Annotated in this window: 13 protein-coding genes; 6 read left to right on the top strand and 7 right to left on the bottom strand. The window is 69.9% G+C overall.

The genetic code is table 11. The annotated features are described in order from the left end of the window. Window positions 1-80: 80 nt before the first annotated feature. Together ACWD3C_RS17995 and ACWD3C_RS17990 are read left to right on the top strand one after the other, a co-directional pair. Window positions 81-776: a hyaluronoglucosaminidase gene (locus ACWD3C_RS17995; protein WP_451144940.1), complete on the top strand. Its 696-nt coding sequence runs from the start codon at window positions 81-83 to the stop codon at window positions 774-776. Between the two features lie 11 nt (window positions 777-787). Then, window positions 788-940, top strand: a complete 153-nt coding sequence (locus ACWD3C_RS17990) for a hypothetical protein (protein ID WP_451144938.1) — start codon at window positions 788-790, stop codon at window positions 938-940. Between the two features lie 52 nt (window positions 941-992). Here the strand turns inward: ACWD3C_RS17990 and ACWD3C_RS17985 are convergent, their stop codons facing one another. The 4 genes from ACWD3C_RS17985 to ACWD3C_RS17970 form a co-directional block, all read right to left on the bottom strand. Then, entirely contained in the window at window positions 993-3,122 is a 2,130-nt protein-coding gene (locus tag ACWD3C_RS17985; RefSeq protein WP_451144936.1) for a 3-hydroxyacyl-CoA dehydrogenase NAD-binding domain-containing protein, read from the bottom strand. Then, on the bottom strand, window positions 3,119-4,348 hold the full coding sequence (locus ACWD3C_RS17980) for a thiolase family protein (RefSeq protein ID WP_451144934.1): 1,230 nt from the start codon (window positions 4,346-4,348) through the stop codon (window positions 3,119-3,121). The genes ACWD3C_RS17985 and ACWD3C_RS17980 overlap by 4 nt, the downstream gene beginning before the upstream one ends. A gap of 156 nt (window positions 4,349-4,504) precedes the next feature. Further along, complete coding sequence (locus tag ACWD3C_RS17975) at window positions 4,505-5,560, bottom strand: LacI family DNA-binding transcriptional regulator (RefSeq protein ID WP_451144932.1); 1,056 nt, start codon at window positions 5,558-5,560, stop codon at window positions 4,505-4,507. Further along, the gene (locus ACWD3C_RS17970; protein ID WP_451144930.1) at window positions 5,557-7,926 is read right to left on the bottom strand and encodes a glycoside hydrolase family 2 protein; all 2,370 of its coding nucleotides are present in this window, start codon (window positions 7,924-7,926) and stop codon (window positions 5,557-5,559) included. The genes ACWD3C_RS17975 and ACWD3C_RS17970 overlap by 4 nt, the downstream gene beginning before the upstream one ends. A 161-nt stretch (window positions 7,927-8,087) precedes the next feature. Between ACWD3C_RS17970 and ACWD3C_RS17965 the strand changes: the two genes are divergently transcribed. From ACWD3C_RS17965 to ACWD3C_RS17955, 3 genes are read left to right on the top strand one after another with little or no spacing between them, the layout of a single operon-like run. Further along, the gene (locus ACWD3C_RS17965; protein ID WP_451144928.1) at window positions 8,088-9,410 is read left to right on the top strand and encodes an ABC transporter substrate-binding protein; all 1,323 of its coding nucleotides are present in this window, start codon (window positions 8,088-8,090) and stop codon (window positions 9,408-9,410) included. After that, complete coding sequence (locus ACWD3C_RS17960) at window positions 9,410-10,351, top strand: carbohydrate ABC transporter permease (RefSeq protein ID WP_451144926.1); 942 nt, start codon at window positions 9,410-9,412, stop codon at window positions 10,349-10,351. The genes ACWD3C_RS17965 and ACWD3C_RS17960 overlap by 1 nt, the downstream gene beginning before the upstream one ends. Next, window positions 10,348-11,202 (top strand): carbohydrate ABC transporter permease, encoded by an 855-nt coding sequence (locus ACWD3C_RS17955; RefSeq protein ID WP_451144924.1) that lies wholly within the window; start codon window positions 10,348-10,350, stop codon window positions 11,200-11,202. Before ACWD3C_RS17960 ends, ACWD3C_RS17955 begins: the two co-directional genes overlap by 4 nt. Before the next feature lie 411 nt (window positions 11,203-11,613). Here ACWD3C_RS17955 and ACWD3C_RS17950 read toward each other — a convergent pair whose 3' ends face one another. From ACWD3C_RS17950 to ACWD3C_RS17940, 3 genes are all read right to left on the bottom strand, one after another. Then, window positions 11,614-12,909, bottom strand: coding sequence for an HRDC domain-containing protein (locus ACWD3C_RS17950; protein ID WP_451144922.1), 1,296 nt, complete (start codon window positions 12,907-12,909; stop codon window positions 11,614-11,616). Window positions 12,910-13,121: 212 nt separating this feature from the next. After that, complete coding sequence (locus ACWD3C_RS17945; RefSeq protein WP_123973178.1) at window positions 13,122-13,784, bottom strand: response regulator transcription factor; 663 nt, start codon at window positions 13,782-13,784, stop codon at window positions 13,122-13,124. Between the two features lie 342 nt (window positions 13,785-14,126). Next, entirely contained in the window at window positions 14,127-14,813 is a 687-nt protein-coding gene (locus ACWD3C_RS17940; RefSeq protein ID WP_451144920.1) for a DUF3000 domain-containing protein, read from the bottom strand. A gap of 313 nt (window positions 14,814-15,126) precedes the next feature. On the opposite strand from ACWD3C_RS17940, the gene hemE reads away from it, so the two are divergent. Beyond that, window positions 15,127-16,194 carry a uroporphyrinogen decarboxylase gene (gene hemE, locus ACWD3C_RS17935; RefSeq protein ID WP_451144918.1) on the top strand — a complete coding sequence of 356 codons (1,068 nt, stop codon included), beginning with the start codon at window positions 15,127-15,129 and terminating at the stop codon, window positions 16,192-16,194. The last annotated feature ends 270 nt before the right edge of the window (window positions 16,195-16,464 follow it).

The following is a 16,464-nucleotide window of genomic DNA, read 5'->3' as shown; positions in this document are numbered from 1 at the left end:
CGAACTCGATTGTCTCGTCCGGCGAAGGGTGATCACATGACGCCTGCACACGGAAAACCACACGGAAAGCGAGTACACCCATGGCAGTTGGGCGCAGAGTATTCCTCGGCGGCTTCACCGCGGGCGCGGTGACCGTCGCCGTCAGCGGGTCGGAGGCCGCAGCGGACGACGGTGAGTACACGCAGTACACCGCGCCGGCCCAGTTCTACGGCACCTCGACGACGGCGCACACGGTCACCATCAACCACAAGGGCGCCTCCGGGGAGGCCGTGGCGCTCAACGTGACCTCGGACAACCCGGACACCTCGGCGATGTACCTGACCGGCAGGGAGACCGCACGCGGCACGCTGAAGATCTCCCACATGGGGTACGCCGACGGCTCGGACCAGGGCGCCGCCGCCCTCTCGCTCGACCTCCGCACGGCCGGAACCGCCGCCCAGGGCATCTACCTGACCGCGACCGACGGCCCGACCACCGGCAACCTCGTCGCCGTGCGGAACACCCCCGGCCTGGACGACTTCATCATCAAGGGCACGGGGCGGATCGGCGTCGGCACAGCCCGCGGGGCCACGCCCCAGGCCCAGCTTCACGTGGTCCAGCGGGCCGAGAACGCCGCGTCGGCCGTGCTCGCCGAGGGCGCGGTGCGGCTCGCGGACGTCTCCGCCGTACCGACGAACGCGCCCGCCGCACTCGGCGGCGGTTCCCTCTACGCCCAGGACGGCGCCCTGTACTGGAAGGGTGGCAACGGCAAGGTCACCCAGGTCGCGTCGGCGTAAGGGGGCTTGAGATGCAACTGACCCCCGAAGAACTCATCTCCGAGTTCCACGACGCCGTCATGGAGCTGTACTTCGCCCGCAAGCGCATCATCGCCCTGGAGACGGAGAACGCCGAACTGAAAGCGCGCCTCGCCACGGCCGAGCAGGACGACGCGAGCGCATGACAGAGGGCCTCCGCACACCGCGGAGGCCCTCGTCACATCCGTACTACGCCGGTTACGCCGGAACCGACGCCACGCCCGGAGCCAGGAACTTCTTGCCGTTCACCCGCTCCGACACGCCCTCGCGGTCCAGGTACGGCGTGATGCCGCCCAGGTGGAACGGCCAGCCGGCGCCCGTGATCAGGCACAGGTCGACGTCCTGGGCCTCGGCGACGACGCCCTCGTCGAGCATGAGCCCGATCTCCTGCGCGACCGCCTCCAGGACGCGCGCCCGCACCTGCTCCTCGGTGAGGACGGAGTCGCCCTGCTTCAGCAGCGCGGCGACCTCCGGGTCCAGCTCGGGCTTGCCGCTGTCGTAGACGTAGAAGCCGCGCTTGCCCGCCTCGACGACCCGCTTGAGGTTCGGGGAGACCTTGAAGCGGTCCGGGAACGCCTTGTTGAGCGTCTCGGAGACATGCAGGCCGATCGCGGGGCCGACCAGCTCCAGGAGGACCAGCGGGGACATCGGCAGGCCCAGCGGCTCGACCGCCTTCTCGGCGACCTCGACCGGGGTGCCCTCGTCGATGACGTTCTGGACCTCGCCCATGAAGCGGGTGAGGATGCGGTTCACGACGAACGCCGGGGCGTCCTTCACCAGAACCGCCGTCTTCTTCAGCTTCTTGGCGACGGCGAAGGCCGTGGCGAGGGAGGCGTCGTCGGTTGCCTCGCCCCGGACGATCTCCAGGAGCGGCAGCACCGCCACCGGGTTGAAGAAGTGGAAGCCGACGACCCGCTCGGGGTTCTTCAGCTTCGACGCCATCTCCGAGACCGACAGCGAGGAGGTGTTGGTGGCGAGGATCGCGTGTGCCGGGGCGACCGCCTCGACCTCCGCGAACACCTGCTGCTTGACGCCGATCTCCTCGAACACGGCCTCGATGATGAAGTCCGCGTCCGCGAAGCCCTCGGCCTTGTCCAGGACACCGGTGACCAGCGCCTTGAGGCGGTTGGCCTTGTCCTGGTTGATACGGCCCTTGCCGAGCAGCTTGTCGATCTCGGCGTGGACGTAGCCCACACCCTTGTCGACGCGCTCCTGGTCGATGTCCGTGAGAACGACGGGCACTTCGAGGCGGCGCAGGAAGAGCAGCGCCAACTGCGAGGCCATCAGGCCCGCGCCCACGACACCGACCTTCGTCACCGGACGGGCGAGGTTCTTGTCCGGGGCACCGGCCGGGCGCTTGCCGCGCTTCTGGACCAGGTTGAACGCGTAGATCCCGGCGCGCAGTTCGCCGCCCATGATCAGGTCGGCGAGGGCCACGTCCTCGGCGTCGTACCCCTGCTGGAGGTCGCCGTTCTTGGCCGCGGCGATGATGTCCAGGGCGCGGTACGCGGCCGGGGCCGCCCCGTGCACCTTGCCGTCCGCGATGAAGCGGCCCTTGGCAACAGCCTGGTCCCAGGCCTCGCCGCGGTCGATGACCGGGCGCTCGACCTCGACGTCACCCTTCAGCACCTGAGCCGTCCAGATCAGCGACTGCTCCAGGAAGTCCGCGCCCTCGAAGATGGCGTCGGCGATGCCGAGGTCGTAGACCTGCCGGCCCTTGAGCTGCTTGTTCTGGTTGAGCGAGTTCTCGATGATCACCGAGACGGCCTTGTCGGCGCCGATCAGGTTCGGCAGCAGGGTGCAGCCGCCCCAGCCGGGGACCAGGCCGAGGAAGACCTCGGGGAGCGAGAAGGCGGGCAGCGCCTTCGAGACCGTGCGGTACTTGCAGTGCAGGCCGACCTCGACGCCGCCGCCCATCGCCGCGCCGTTGTAGTACGCGAAGGTCGGCACGGCCAGGGCCGCGAGGCGCTTGAAGACCTCGTGGCCGCCCTTGCCGATGGCGAGCGCGTCGTCGTGGTTCTTGAGGAGCTCGACGCCCTTCAGATCCGCCCCGACCGCGAAGATGAACGGCTTGCCGGTGACGCCGACACCGACGATCTCACCGGCCGCGGCCTCCTTCTCGACCTGGTCGATGGCGGTGTTGAGGTTCGCCAGGGACTGCGGCCCGAAGGTGGTCGGCTTGGTGTGGTCGAGGCCGTTGTCGAGGGTGATGAGGGCGAAACGGCCCGCCTTGAACGGCAGATCCAGGTGGCGTACGTGCGCCTGGGTGACGACCTCGTCGGGGAACAACTCGGCCGCGCCCTTGAGGAGTTCAGCGGTGGTGCTCACTTGTTGCCTCCGGCAGCGTTCTCGAAGTGAGGGTTCTCCCAGATGACCGTCGCGCCCATGCCGAAGCCGACGCACATGGTGGTCAGGCCGTAGCGGACGTTCGGCTGTTCCTCGAACTGGCGGGCCAGCTGCGTCATCAGCCGGACGCCGGAGGAGGCCAGCGGGTGCCCGAAGGCGATGGCGCCGCCGTACTGGTTGACGCGCTCGTCGGCGTCCGCGATGCCGTAGTGGTCGAGGAAGGCCAGGACCTGGACGGCGAAGGCCTCGTTGATCTCGAAGAGGTTGATGTCCTGGATCGACAGGCCCGCCTTGGCGAGGGCCTTCTCGGTCGCCGGGATCGGCCCGTAGCCCATGACCTCCGGCTCGACGCCCGCGAAGGCGTACGAGACCAGGCGCATCTTCACCGGGAGGTTGTTCTCGCGGGCGAAGTCCTCGGACGCGATGATCGAGGCGGTGGCGCCGTCGTTGAGACCGGCCGCGTTACCGGCGGTGACCCTGCCGTGCACGCGGAACGGCGTCTTGAGACCGGCCAGGTTCTCCAGCGTCGTCCCCGGGCGCATCGGCTCGTCGGCGGTGACCAGGCCCCAGCCCGTCTCGCCCGCCTCAGCGTTGGTACGGCGGACCGAGATCGGCACCAGGTCGGCCTGGATCTTGCCGTTGGCGTACGCCTTGGCGGCCTTCTCCTGCGAGCGCACGGCGTATTCGTCGGCGCGCTGCTTGGTGATGTGCGGGTAGCGGTCGTGCAGGTTCTCGGCGGTCATGCCCATGAACAGGGCGGACTCGTCGACCAGCTTCTCGCTGACGAACCGCGGGTTCGGGTCCACGCCCTCGCCCATCGGGTGGCGGCCCATGTGCTCGACACCACCGGCGATGACGGCGTCGTACGCGCCGAACGCGATCGAACCGGCCGTGGTCGTGACGGCGGTCAGCGCGCCCGCGCACATGCGGTCGATGGAGTACCCGGGGACGGACTGCGGCAGCCCGGCGAGGATGCCCGCGGTGCGGCCGATGGTCAGGCCCTGGTCGCCGATCTGCGTGGTCGCGGCGATGGCGACCTCGTCGACCTTCTTCGGGTCGAGACCGGGGTTGCGTCGCAGCAGCTCCCGGATCGCCTTCACGACGAGGTCGTCGGCTCGGGTCTCGTGGTAGATGCCCTTCGGGCCCGCCTTGCCGAACGGGGTGCGGACGCCGTCGACGAAGACGACGTCCCTGACGGTACGAGGCACGATGGCTCTCCTCCAGGGTGCGGGATGGCACTGCTGCGATGCGCTTCGCTGAGCGAGCGCTCACCCCCATGCTACTTACGGGTAACCATGCTGCCCAGTCCCGGAGGGCCAAGCGGTGAAGGTCACATCCGTTTCACAGCCATGATGCTACGGAGATCATCCGCGCGGCGGTGCCGTGGACCCGCGTGGCGTCAGTACGGGTGTCTGCACGGGATGCGACCCCGCTCCCTCTCCCATGATCACCCCGAACAGCGTCCGCGCCACGTCCGCGCCGAATCCGTGCACGTCATGGCTCATCGCGGACAGGGTCGGACGGGTCAGCCGGCACAGCTGGGAGTCGTCCCAGGCGAGCAGGGAGACGTCGCCGGGGACGCTCAGCCCCATCTCGGCGGCGACCGACAGCCCGGCCACGGCCATGATGTCGTTGTCGTAGACGATCGCCGTCGGCCGGTCCGCCGCACCGGCCGCGAGCAGCGAGCGTGTCGCCCGCGCCCCCGAATCCCCCGAGAAGTCCGTCGCCACCTGCCACGCCCCGGCCAGCGCCAGCGCCCTGGCGGCCTCGTCGAAGGCGGCCGCACGGATGGACGTGTGGCCGAGGGCCGCCGCACCTCCCACCCGGGCGATCCGCCGGTGCCCGAGGGCGGCGAGATACCGTACGGCCTCGGTGACGGCGGTGGCGTCGTCGGTCCACACGGAGGTGAGACCGCCGGTCAGGGACGGATGCCCGACGGCGACCACCGGCATCCCGAGCCGCTCCACGGCCGCCACTCTCGGATCGTCCGCGCGGAAGTCGACGAGAATCGAACCGCTGACCTGCTTGCCCCGCCACCACGCGTCCTGGAGCCCCACCTCCTCGTCCAGATTCCGTACGAGCCGCAGCAGCAACGAGCACGACCGCTCGGTGAGCACGCTCTCCACCCCGGAGATGAACTCCATGTAGAAGGGTTCGAGCCCGAGCAGCTTCGCCGGCCGGCAGATCGCGAGCCCCACCACGTCCACCCGCTGGCTCGACAGCGACCGCGCGGCCAGGTTCGGCGCCCACCCGAGCTCCCGCGCCGCCGCGAAGATCCGCTCGCGGGTCGCCTCGGCCAGCCCCGGCTTGTGGTTGAACGCGAGCGACACCGCTCCCTTGGACACCCCGGCCCGCGCGGCGACGTCCTTGATCGTGACGCGGGGCGCCGGGGGAGTCGAGGGTGTCGAGGGTGTTGTCATCGGGTGGGCTCCACGCAGTACAGGGCCGACCGGGCGGCGTCCGCGTCCGGACTCTCCCAGCCGCGCACCCCCATGGTCACCTGTTCCCCGGGCAGCAGCGTGACCAGCCCCGTGTCCGTCCGAGCCGCCGGCTGCAACCGGTCGGCCTGCAGCAGCAGATCCCGTACCAGGGTCCGGGCCGTCACGGTCACCGTGCCCGGCGCGACGGTGACGTCGAACTCCGGCCGCGGGTAGGGGATGTCGCGGTCCGGCACGGGGAAGTGCACGGCACGCAGCCCGTCGGCGTCCGCGACCAGGAACTCCTTCAGCCCGACAGGCTCCAGCTCACGCGGCACCCGGAGGCCGGCGACCGCTCGCGCGGAGGCCGCCAGTTCCACGCCCGTCTCCGCCACCACGGCCCCCTCGACCGACATCCGCCGCAGCCTGAGCGCGGGCGCCCACGCCTCGCCCGACTGGTTCACCGCCGCCAGCACCAGCCCGCCGTCGCGGGGCCGCAGCGTCAGCAGCCGGTCCGCGTACAGCCGCCTGAGCTCGTGGTACAGCGGCTTGGGCCGCCCGTCCCCGTCGATCGCCGCCCAACTCGTCACCGGCCAGCAGTCGTTGAGCTGCCACACGATCGTGCCCGCGCACACGGGCCAGTGCGACCGCCAGTGCTCGATCCCGGCGGCGACGGCCCGCGCCTGGTTGACCTGCGTCAGATAGTGCCAGCGGTCGAAGTCGCCCTTCGACACCGGGAAATGCCGGGCGAGACCCCGCTCCAGCTTCCCGTTCCCGTCCTCGGCCTTCTGATGGTGCAGCATCCCGGGGGAGTCCGCCGCGAGCTCCTCGCCGGGCAGGGCGCGCCGCAGAGTGGCGTACGCGGGGGGCGCCTGCCAGCCGAACTCGGCGACAAACCGCGGCACATGGAGCCGGTAGTCCGCGTAGTCCTCGCGGTTCCACACCTCCCACGAGTGGTGCGTGCCGTGTGCCGGGTCGTTCGGGTGGTGGTCCCAGGACCCGGACCAGGGACTGCCCGGCGTGTACGGCCGCGTCGGGTCCGACTCGGCCACGACACGCGGCAGTACGCCCAGGTAGTACCCCTCGCCCCACGACTCCCCGGCCAGCCGCCGCTCCCAGTCCCAGTCCCTGAAGCCCCACAGGTTCTCGTTGTTGCCGTTCCACAGCACGAGTGAGGGGTGCGGCATCAGCCGTACGACGTTCTCGCGCGCCTCGGCCTCCACCTCGCCCCGCAGCGGCTGTTCCTCGGGGTAGGCGGCGCAGGCGAACGGGAAGTCCTGCCAGACCAGCAGCCCCAGCTCGTCGCAGGCGTCGTAGAAGTCCTCGCTCTCGTAGATCCCGCCGCCCCACACGCGTACGAGGTCGACGCCCGCCCCGGCCGCCTGCCCGAGCCGCTCGCGGTACCGCTCCCGGGTGATCCGGGACGGGAACGGGTCGTCCGGGATCCAGTTGACCCCGCGCGCGAAGAGCCGCTCCCCGTTCACGACCAGGGTGAAGCCGGTGCCGTGCTCGTCGCGCGAGGTGTCCAGCTCGACCGTCCGGAAACCGATCCGCCGCCGCCACACATCGAGGGCGCCGGAGTCGTCGTACAGCGTCAACTCCACGTCGTACAGCGACTGTTCACCGTATCCGCGCGGCCACCACAGCTCGGCGCCGGGCACCCGGAGCCGTACGGCCGCGCCCGTGCCGTCGACCTCGGCGCTCGCCTCCACGCCACCGACCCGGGCGGTCACGCCGAGCCCGGCCTCGACGGCGGACCGCTCCACGTCGACGAACAGGTCCACGTGCCCGACAGAGCCGCTCACCGTCACCACCGGCCGCACCCGGGCGATCCGCGCCGTCGACCACCGCTCCAGCCGCACCGGCCGCCAGATACCGGCGGTGACCAGCGTCGGCCCCCAGTCCCAGCCGAAGGAGCAGGCCATCTTGCGGATGAACTGGAAGGGCTCGGGATATGCGTTCGGCCGGTCCCCGAGCCGCTGGCGCACCGCCTCGGCCTCGGCGTACGCGGAGGTGAAGCGCACGGACAGCCGGCCGCTCAGCCCGGTCACGTCGAAGCGGTACGAACGGTGCATGTTCCGTACGGAGCCCAGGAGTCGGCCATCGAGCCGGATCTCGGCTGCCGTGTCCAGCCCGTCGAAGACCAGGTCCGTCTGGTCGTGCCCCACGGACTCCGGCAGATCCCTCTCGTACGTCCACCCCCGCCGCCCCACCCACGCCACCTCGGTCTCGTTCCGCCCGAGGAAGGGGTCCGGGATCACCCCGGCCGCCAGCAGATCGGTGTGCACACAGCCCGGCACCACGGCCGGCAGTTCGGCCCCGTCGTACCGCAGGGTCCATCCCTCGGTGAGCGGTGTGGCGTCCAGCATGCGGTCTCCCTAAACCGGTCCAGCACTTGAAGGAGCAGTGCCCTTAATCAATCTTGCAGCGTTGGCGAAATTGGGACTTTACCGGTTCAGGTACGGCTGCCAGAGTGCCGAACCAGCCAACCATCCACGCGCGCTCGACCCGCCGAACGGAGCTGGTGCAGATGAACCGCAGCGCACACAGAGCACTCGCCGGAACACTGCTCGCCGCCGCACTCATGGCCGCGGGCTGCACGGGAAGCGGAGGCAGTTCGGAAGGCGCGGACGCCGAGGCGCCCGACGACCCGGCAACGGTGTCCGGAACCATCACGGTCCTCACCCACCGCACCGACCTCGTGCAGGACGGCACGATGAAGAAGTACGCCGCCGAGTTCAACAAGACCTACCCGAAGGTCAAGGTCGAGTTCGACGCCCTCACGGACTACGAGGGCGAGGTCAAGATCCGGATGAACACGGAGAACTACGGCGACGTCCTGATGATCCCGGCGGTCATCAAGAAGAACGACTACCCCAAGTTCTTCGCCTCGCTGGGCACGCAGGCCGAGCGCAGCGAGAAGTACCACTTCACCGACTTCACCACGGTCGACGGCAAGGTCTACGGGCAGAGCCCGATGGGCGGGCTCCCCGGATTCCTCTACAACAAGAAGGTCTGGCGGGACGCCGGGATCACCGACTGGCCCACCACACCCGCCGAGTTCGTCGAAGGCCTCAAGGCCATCAAGGCCAGGACCGACGCGGTCCCGTACTACACCAACTTCAAGGACATGTGGCCGCTCACGCACTGGACGTACATGAACGGCGCGGTCAGCTGCGACACCGGGGCGACCGACAAGCTGGCCGAGGGCAACCCCTGGGCCGAGGGCGCCGATCTGCGCGTCGCCGACACCCTGCTGTACGACATCGTCCGCGGCGGGCTCGTCGAGAAGGACCCGACGACCACCAACTGGGAGGGCTCCAAGCCCAAGCTGGCCAAGGGCGAGATCGCCACGATGTGGCTCGGTTCCTGGGCGATCACCCAGTTCCAGGCGGCGGCGAAGGAGGCGGGCACCAACCCGGACGACATCGGCTTCATGCCCTTCCCGGCCCAGGTGGACGGGAAGTTCTGCGCGGCCATGTCGCCCGACTACAACCAGGCCGTCAACGTCAACTCCGACCACAAGGAAGCCGCCCGCGCCTGGATCGACTGGTTCACCGACGAGTCCGGCTACGCCGCCGACAACCTGACCCTCTCCCCGGTCAAGGGCGCCCCGCTCCCCGAGGTGCTCCGGCCGTACGAGGAGGCGGGCGTGAAGTTCATCGAGGTCGACGACGCCCAGGGCGGCACGGTCAAGGAGATCGACAACGCCTCGGAGGTCGGCATCTACCAGCCCGACTACCGCCAGGACCTCGTCGACCTGGCCCGCGGCGCCAAGGACGGCAGCCTGGAGGACTTCCTCGACGACCTCGGCAGGCGCTGGACCGAGGCACAGCAGTCCCTGGGGTCCTGATGACGGACACGGTCCACAAGGCGCGGCCCACCGTGGCCGCGCCCGGCGTCCGCAAGACCGGGCCCCCGAGGAGACTGAGGCTGCGCCGGGGCCTCACCCCCTGGCTCTTCCTCCTCGCCCCGCTGGCGCTCCTGGTCACCTTCACGTACGCGCCGGTCGCCAACATGATCGCGTACAGCTTCACCGACTGGGACGGCATCAGCCCCGAACTGAACTACACGGGCGCCGAGAACTACGTCGACATCTTCACCAGGGCGGAGCTCTTCCAGGTCTTCCTGGTCAGCGGCTACTATCTCGCCGCCTCGGTGGTGCAGATCGCCCTCGCGCTCTACTTCGCGACGATCCTCAGCTTCAACGTCCGTTTCCGGAACTTCTTCAAGGGCGTGCTCTTCTTCCCGTACCTGATCAACGGGGTCGCGATCGGCTTCGTCTTCCTCTACTTCTTCCAGGACGGCGGCACGCTCGACTCGGTCCTCGGCCTGCTCGGCGTGGACACCGACCGGGCCTGGCTCTCCACATCCACCTCCGCGAACATCTCGCTCGCCGGCGTCTCGGTCTGGCGCTACATGGGCCTGAACTTCGTGCTCTTCCTGGGCGCGATCCAGTCCATACCGGGGGAGTTGTACGAGGCCGCCGAACTCGACGGCGCCAACCGCTGGCAGCAGTTCCGGTACATCATCGCGCCCGGGATCCGCCCGGTGCTGAGCCTCAGCGTGATCCTGTCGATCTCCGGCTCGCTGTCGGTCTTCGAGATCCCGTACATCATGACCGGCGGCGCGACCGGCACCGAGACCTTCGTGATCCAGACGGTGAAGCTCGCCTTCCAGTTCAACAAGACGGGCCTCGCCTCGGCCGCCGCAGTCGTCCTGCTGCTGATCATCCTGGCGGTGACGTGGGTGCAGCGCCGCCTCGTCCCCGACGACAAGGTGGATCTCGTATGACGCTCATCGCCCCGACACCGGGGGTCCGCCGGGGAGTCGCACGCACGCTCACGTATCTGTCGCTGGTCGCCGCGTCCGTCGTGGTCCTGCTGCCGCTCGCAGTCGTCTTCCTGACGTCGCTCAAGACGTCGAAGGAGATGACGGACGACAGCGGCGCACTCTCGCTGCCCGGCGACTTCCTGAACTTCCACAACTATGTGACGGCGTTTCAGGACGGCCGGATGCTGACGGCGTTCGGCAACACGGCTTTCATCCTGCTCTTCGCCATCACGGGCACGGTGGTCATCGGGTCCATGGCGGCCTACGCGATCGATCGCTTCACCTTCCGCTTCCGGAAGCTGGTGGTCGCGCTGTTCCTGATCGCCACCCTCGTACCCGGAGTGACGACTCAGGTGGCGACCTTCCAGATCGTCAACAGCTTCGGCATGTTCGACACCCGCTGGGCACCGATCGCGCTCTACATGGGCACCGACATCGTCTCGATCTACATCTTCCTGCAGTTCGTACGGTCGATCCCGGTCTCACTCGACGAATCGGCCCGCCTCGACGGCGCCAACGCCTTCACGATCTACCGGAAGGTCATCTTCCCGCTGCTCAAGCCCGCGATCGCGACGGTCGTGATCGTGAAGGGGATCACCGTCTACAACGACTTCTACATCCCCTTCCTCTACATGCCGTCCGAAGATCTTGGCGTGATCTCGACGTCCCTGTTCCGCTTCAAGGGCCCGTTCGGCGCGCACTGGGAGACCATCTCGGCGGGTGCCGTGCTGGTGATCCTGCCGACGCTGATCGTGTTCCTGTTCCTGCAGAGGTTCATCTACAACGGGTTCATGCGGGGCGCGACAAAGTGACCTCTGGGTGCCCTCGGCTCACGCCGGGGCACCTAGGGGGTGTTTCGAAAGTCCCGCACAGCACCCACGGCGCCCGGCACGCACTCTCGCCGCACCAGCCGAAAGCCCAAGTACATCCAGTACGAGAGCTTTCGTCCGGCACGCCGAGAGCACGCACCGGACACCGCGGGCACCGCACAGGACTTTCGAAACACCCCCTAGGAGGGTGCTGAAGATCTTGGCCGGGCTCCCGACGCCTGGCACGCACTCCCCCACTGCCTTAAGGGCGTGGGACCCCCAGCCGCGTTGCCGAAATGCCCTAGTAGCTCCGCTACGAGGGCATCCCGGCGCCTTGCAGCTGCACGCACCAGCCGCCGCTCGCTGATCCGGCCAAGATCTTCAGCACCCTCCTGGAACGCGCCCGCCCGCAGGTCACGCCTTCGCGGCCCGCGCCTGGAGCGCCGCCACCAGCATCGGCGTGACCTGCTCGACCTGCCAGGGCCGCGCCCCGTACCCGGCCAGCGCGGCCGCGACCGACTCGGCGTCCGGGACCGCCGGCGGCTCCCAGCAGACCCGCCGCACGGTGTCCGGCGTGATCAGGTTCTCCTGCGGCATGTTCAGCTGCTCGGCCAGGGCCGACACGGCGGCACGCGCGGCGGAGAGCCGGGCCGCGGCGGCAGGGTCCTTGTCGGCCCAGGAGCGCGGCGGCGGAGGCCCGGCCACCGGCTGCCCCGGCTGCGGCAGCGCGGAGTCAGGCAGGGCCTTCGCCCGGTCGACGGCCGCCTGCCACTGCTCCAGCTGACGCCGCCCCATGCGGTGCCCGAAGCCGTTCAGCGCGGCCAGCGCGTGCACATTGGCCGGCAGGGCCAGCGCCGCCTCGACGATCGAGGCGTCGCCGAGCACCTTGCCCGGAGAGATGTCCCGGCGCTGCGCCACCCGGTCCCGGGTCTCCCACAGCTCCCGTACGACCGCCATCTGTCTCCGGCGCCGCACCTTGTGCATCCCGGACGTACGGCGCCACGGGTCCCTGCGCGGCTCGGGCGGCGGCGCCGAGGCGATCGCGTCGAACTCCTGCAGGGCCCACTCCAGCTTGCCCTGCCGGTCCAGCTCCTTCTCCAGGGCGTCACGCAGGTCGACGAGGAGTTCCACGTCGAGGGCCGCGTAGCGCAGCCAGGGGTCGGGCAGCGGGCGGGTGGACCAGTCGACCGCGGAGTGGCCCTTCTCCAGTACGTAGCCGAGGACGCCCTCGACCATCGCGCCGAGGCCCACACGCGGGAACCCGGCGAGGCGGCCGGCGAGCTCGGTGTCGAAGAGCCGGGTCGGCACCATGCCTATCTCGCGCAGACAGGGCAGGTCCTGGGTGGCCGCGTGCAGCACCCACTCCACGCCGGCGAGCTCCGCACCGAGGCCCGACAGGTCGGGGCAGGCGACGGGGTCGATGAGCGCGGTGCCCGCGCCCTCGCGGCGCAGCTGCACCAGATAGGCGCGCTGTCCGTAGCGGTACCCGGACGCGCGTTCGGCGTCGACGGCTACCGGACCGGAACCGGCGGCGAAGGCGGCGATCACCTCGGCGAGTGAGGCGTTGTCGACGATCACGGGCGGAACGCCGTCCTGCGGCTCCAGCAAAGGGATCGGCGCCTCTGCATCAGAAGATCCGCCGTCGTCCGGAGGGGCGCCTCCGGTGGTTCGCAGTGAGCTGTCTGCTGCGGTCTCTTGGGCGTCGGTCACCTGTCAAGGGTATCCATGTATGGACAACGCCCGTCGACGGAACGTTCCGTCGACGGGCGTCCTAGGGGCGTAAACCAGTCAAGTGTCACACGTGTCAGTGAAAATTCCCGGCGTACGGCATGAATCAGGCACTACACGGATGATACGGGTGGTGGCTCTCGGTGCTCATGGTCTTACGGTGCTCTCAGCGCTCTTATGTGCTCTTCGTGCTCTCAGTGGATGATCCCCGTCCGCAGGGCCACCGCCACCATGCCGGCGCGGTCGCCCGTGCCGAGCTTGCGGGCGATACGGGCGAGGTGGCTCTTGACGGTCAGGGCGGACAGGCCCATCGAGACGCCGATGGCCTTGTTGGACTGGCCCTCGGCGACGAGGCGGAGCACCTCGACCTCGCGGCCCGACAGCTCGCGGTAGCCGCCCGGGTGGCTCGGGGCACCCGGGGGGCGGCGGTGCATACGGGCGGCGGCGGAGCCGATGGGGGCGGCACCCGGTCGGGTGGGGAGCCCGATGTTCGTGCGGGTGCCGGTGACGACGTATCCCTTCACGCCCCCGGCGAGGGCGTTACGGACGGCGCCGATGTCGTCGGCGGCGGACAGGGCGAGGCCGTTGGGCCAACCCGCGGCGCGGGTCTCGGAGAGGAGGGTGAGGCCGGAGCCATCCGGCAGGTGGACGTCGGCGACGCAGATGTCGCGGGGGTTGCCGATGCGGGGACGAGCCTCCGCGATGGACGAGGCCTCGATGACGTCGCGTACACCGAGGGCCCACAGATGGCGGGTGACGGTGGAACGGACGCGCGGATCGGCCACGACCACCATCGCGGTCGGCTTGTTCGGGCGGTAGGCGACCAGGCTTGCGGGCTGCTCGAGGAGAACGGACACCAGGCCTCCTGGGGGTGCGGGACGGGGCCGGCTCGTGGGGGTGAAGCCGGGACGAACCGTGCTTTCAAGGTCACAGTCGTCTTCGGCATCAAACCCGTGCTCCTTTAGAGAATGATCACGATTTGGTGAGTAACAATACGTGCAATTCGGACACATCTTCGATCATTCGAAGATCGAACGGGTTCGCTCCGCGTCGGAACCGGCTCGAAAGTGGCCGTATCGACAAAACGGCAGAGGCAAACGGGTGATGTGAGCGGGACGGGGGCATACAAACGGCGGGCCCCCTGGCCGTTCGGCCAGGGGGCCCGCCGTCTGAGGGTGCGGGGCTGTGACAAAAGCCCTTCAGGGCGCTCCCGGCTCCCCCCGAGGAGCGCGCCGCTGCGGCAGCGTCACCACCGAGGCGTCGCCCGGGGCGGCCGGGGGCAGCCCCGCGACCTGGGAGAGGAGGTCGCACCAGGAGGCGAGGTGGGCGGCGGTGTCGGGAACGCCGCCAAGGCCCTCCTGGGGCGTCCAGGAGGCGCGGATCTCGATCTGGGAGGCGGCGGGGCGGGCACCGAGGCCGCCGAAGTAGTGCGAGCTCGCCCGCGTCACCGTGCCGCTCGGGTCGCCGTACGACAGACCACGGGACTGGAGCGCGCCGGTCAGCCAGGACCAGCAGACGTCCGGCAGCAGCGGGTCAGCGGCCATCTCGGGCTCCAGTTCCGCGCGGACCAGGGTGACCAGACGGAACGAGCCCTGCCAGGCCTCGTGCCCGGCCGGGTCGTGCAGCAGCACCAGACGTCCGTCGGCCAGATCCTCGTCGCCGTCGACGACCGCGGCCTCCAGGGCGTACGCGTACGGGGCGAGCCGCTGCGGGGCCCGCGTCGGGTCGACCTCGATCTCCGGCCGCAGCCGCGTGGCCCTCAGCGCGTCGACAGCCGCACGAAAGGGCAGTGGAGCCGCGTCCGTCGCATCCAGGTCGCCCTCCCCCTCCTTCGCGTCGTCCATTCCGCCAGCGCCGTCCGACAGTCGTCCCTGTGCCGCAGCCATGCGGGGAAGAGTAAGGGGGAACAAGCTCCGCGCGGAGGTAAGACACTGCCTTATGGGGGCTCGGTTCGCCTCCGGGGCGCCGCAGTGCCCAATATGCGGCTACCGCCGCGTGGCGGTGTCGGGAGGCCGACCGTGCTCGACCCCTCCTTCGTCGGGGCCTCCGCGCGCTCGGGCTCCCGACACCGGCGCGCCCCTTCGGCTCACTCGCCGGGTTGCTGGGTGTGGCCGTAGCCGGGCGGGCCGTTGTCGTGGCCCGGCGGCCGTTGTTGTACCCGGCGTCGGAGGTGTCGGTGAGCGTGCGAGACTTTTCGTCGTGAGTGCCAATGCCGGCCCCTCGGGCCACCAGCCGACCGCGACGTACGACTCAGCTTTCCTCAAGGCATGCAGGCGCGAGCCCGTGCCGCACACGCCGGTGTGGTTCATGCGCCAGGCCGGGCGCTCCCTGCCCGAGTACCGCAAGGTGCGCGAGGGCATCCCCATGCTGGAGTCGTGCATGCGGCCCGAGCTGGTCACGGAGATCACCCTCCAGCCGGTACGGCGCCACAACGTGGACGCGGCGATCTACTTCAGCGACATCGTCGTCCCCCTGAAGGCCATCGGCGTCGACCTCGACATCAAGCCCGGCGTCGGCCCGGTCGTCGAGAAGCCCATCCGCACCCGCGCCGACCTCGCCCAGCTGCGCGACCTGACCCCCGAGGACGTCGGTTACGTCACCGAGGCGATCAAGCTGCTCACCCCCGAGCTCGGCGAGACCCCGCTCATCGGGTTCGCGGGCGCGCCGTTCACCCTCGCCAGCTACCTCGTGGAGGGCGGCCCGTCCCGTACGTACGAGAACGCCAAGGCGATCATGTACGGCGACCCGCAGCTCTGGGCCGACCTGCTCGACCGGCTCGCCGACATCACGGCCGCCTTCCTGAAGGTCCAGATCGAGGCGGGCGCCAGCGCGGTCCAGCTCTTCGACTCCTGGGCCGGCGCGCTCGCCCCCACCGACTACCGGCGCTCCGTCCTGCCCGCCTCGGCGAAGGTGTTCCAGGCGGTCCAGGGGTACGGCGTCCCGCGCATCCACTTCGGCGTCGGCACCGGTGAGCTGCTGGGCCTCATGGGCGAGGCCGGCGCGGACGTCGTCGGCGTCGACTGGCGTGTCCCGCTCGACGAGGCCGCCCGTCGGGTGGGCCCCGGCAAGGCGCTCCAGGGCAACCTCGACCCGACCGTCCTCTTCGCCTCCCAGGAGGCCGTCGAGGCCAAGGCCCGCGAGGTGCTCGACTCGGCCGCCGGGCTGGAGGGCCACATCTTCAACCTCGGGCACGGCGTCCTGCCGTCCACGGACCCGGACGCGCTGACCCGGCTCGTGGAGTACGTCCACGCCCGGACGGCCCGCTGAGAGCCTGTGTCCTATCCCCGGTCGGATCAGCGCACGTCGTCATGGGGGTCTCCCCGCTCGAGCGCAGCCGAGAGTGGGGGAGCGTGCGATCGCAAGGCGCCGGAGCGCCCTCGATGGGGGTGTCCCCGCGCGAGCCGAGCGAAGCCGGTTCGAGCGTGGGGGAGGAGCCACGTGGGCGTTTCGGCAACGCGGCTGGGGTCCCCCCACGCCCTTAAGGCAGTGGGGGAGTGCGTGCCGGGCGGCGGGCGCCCGGCCGGGGATGTGACACAG

This window comes from Streptomyces sp. NPDC002845 (genome assembly GCF_053591955.1).
The sequence above is the reverse complement of the archived record's forward strand: the minus strand, read 5'-3'. Positions and strand labels throughout refer to the sequence as shown.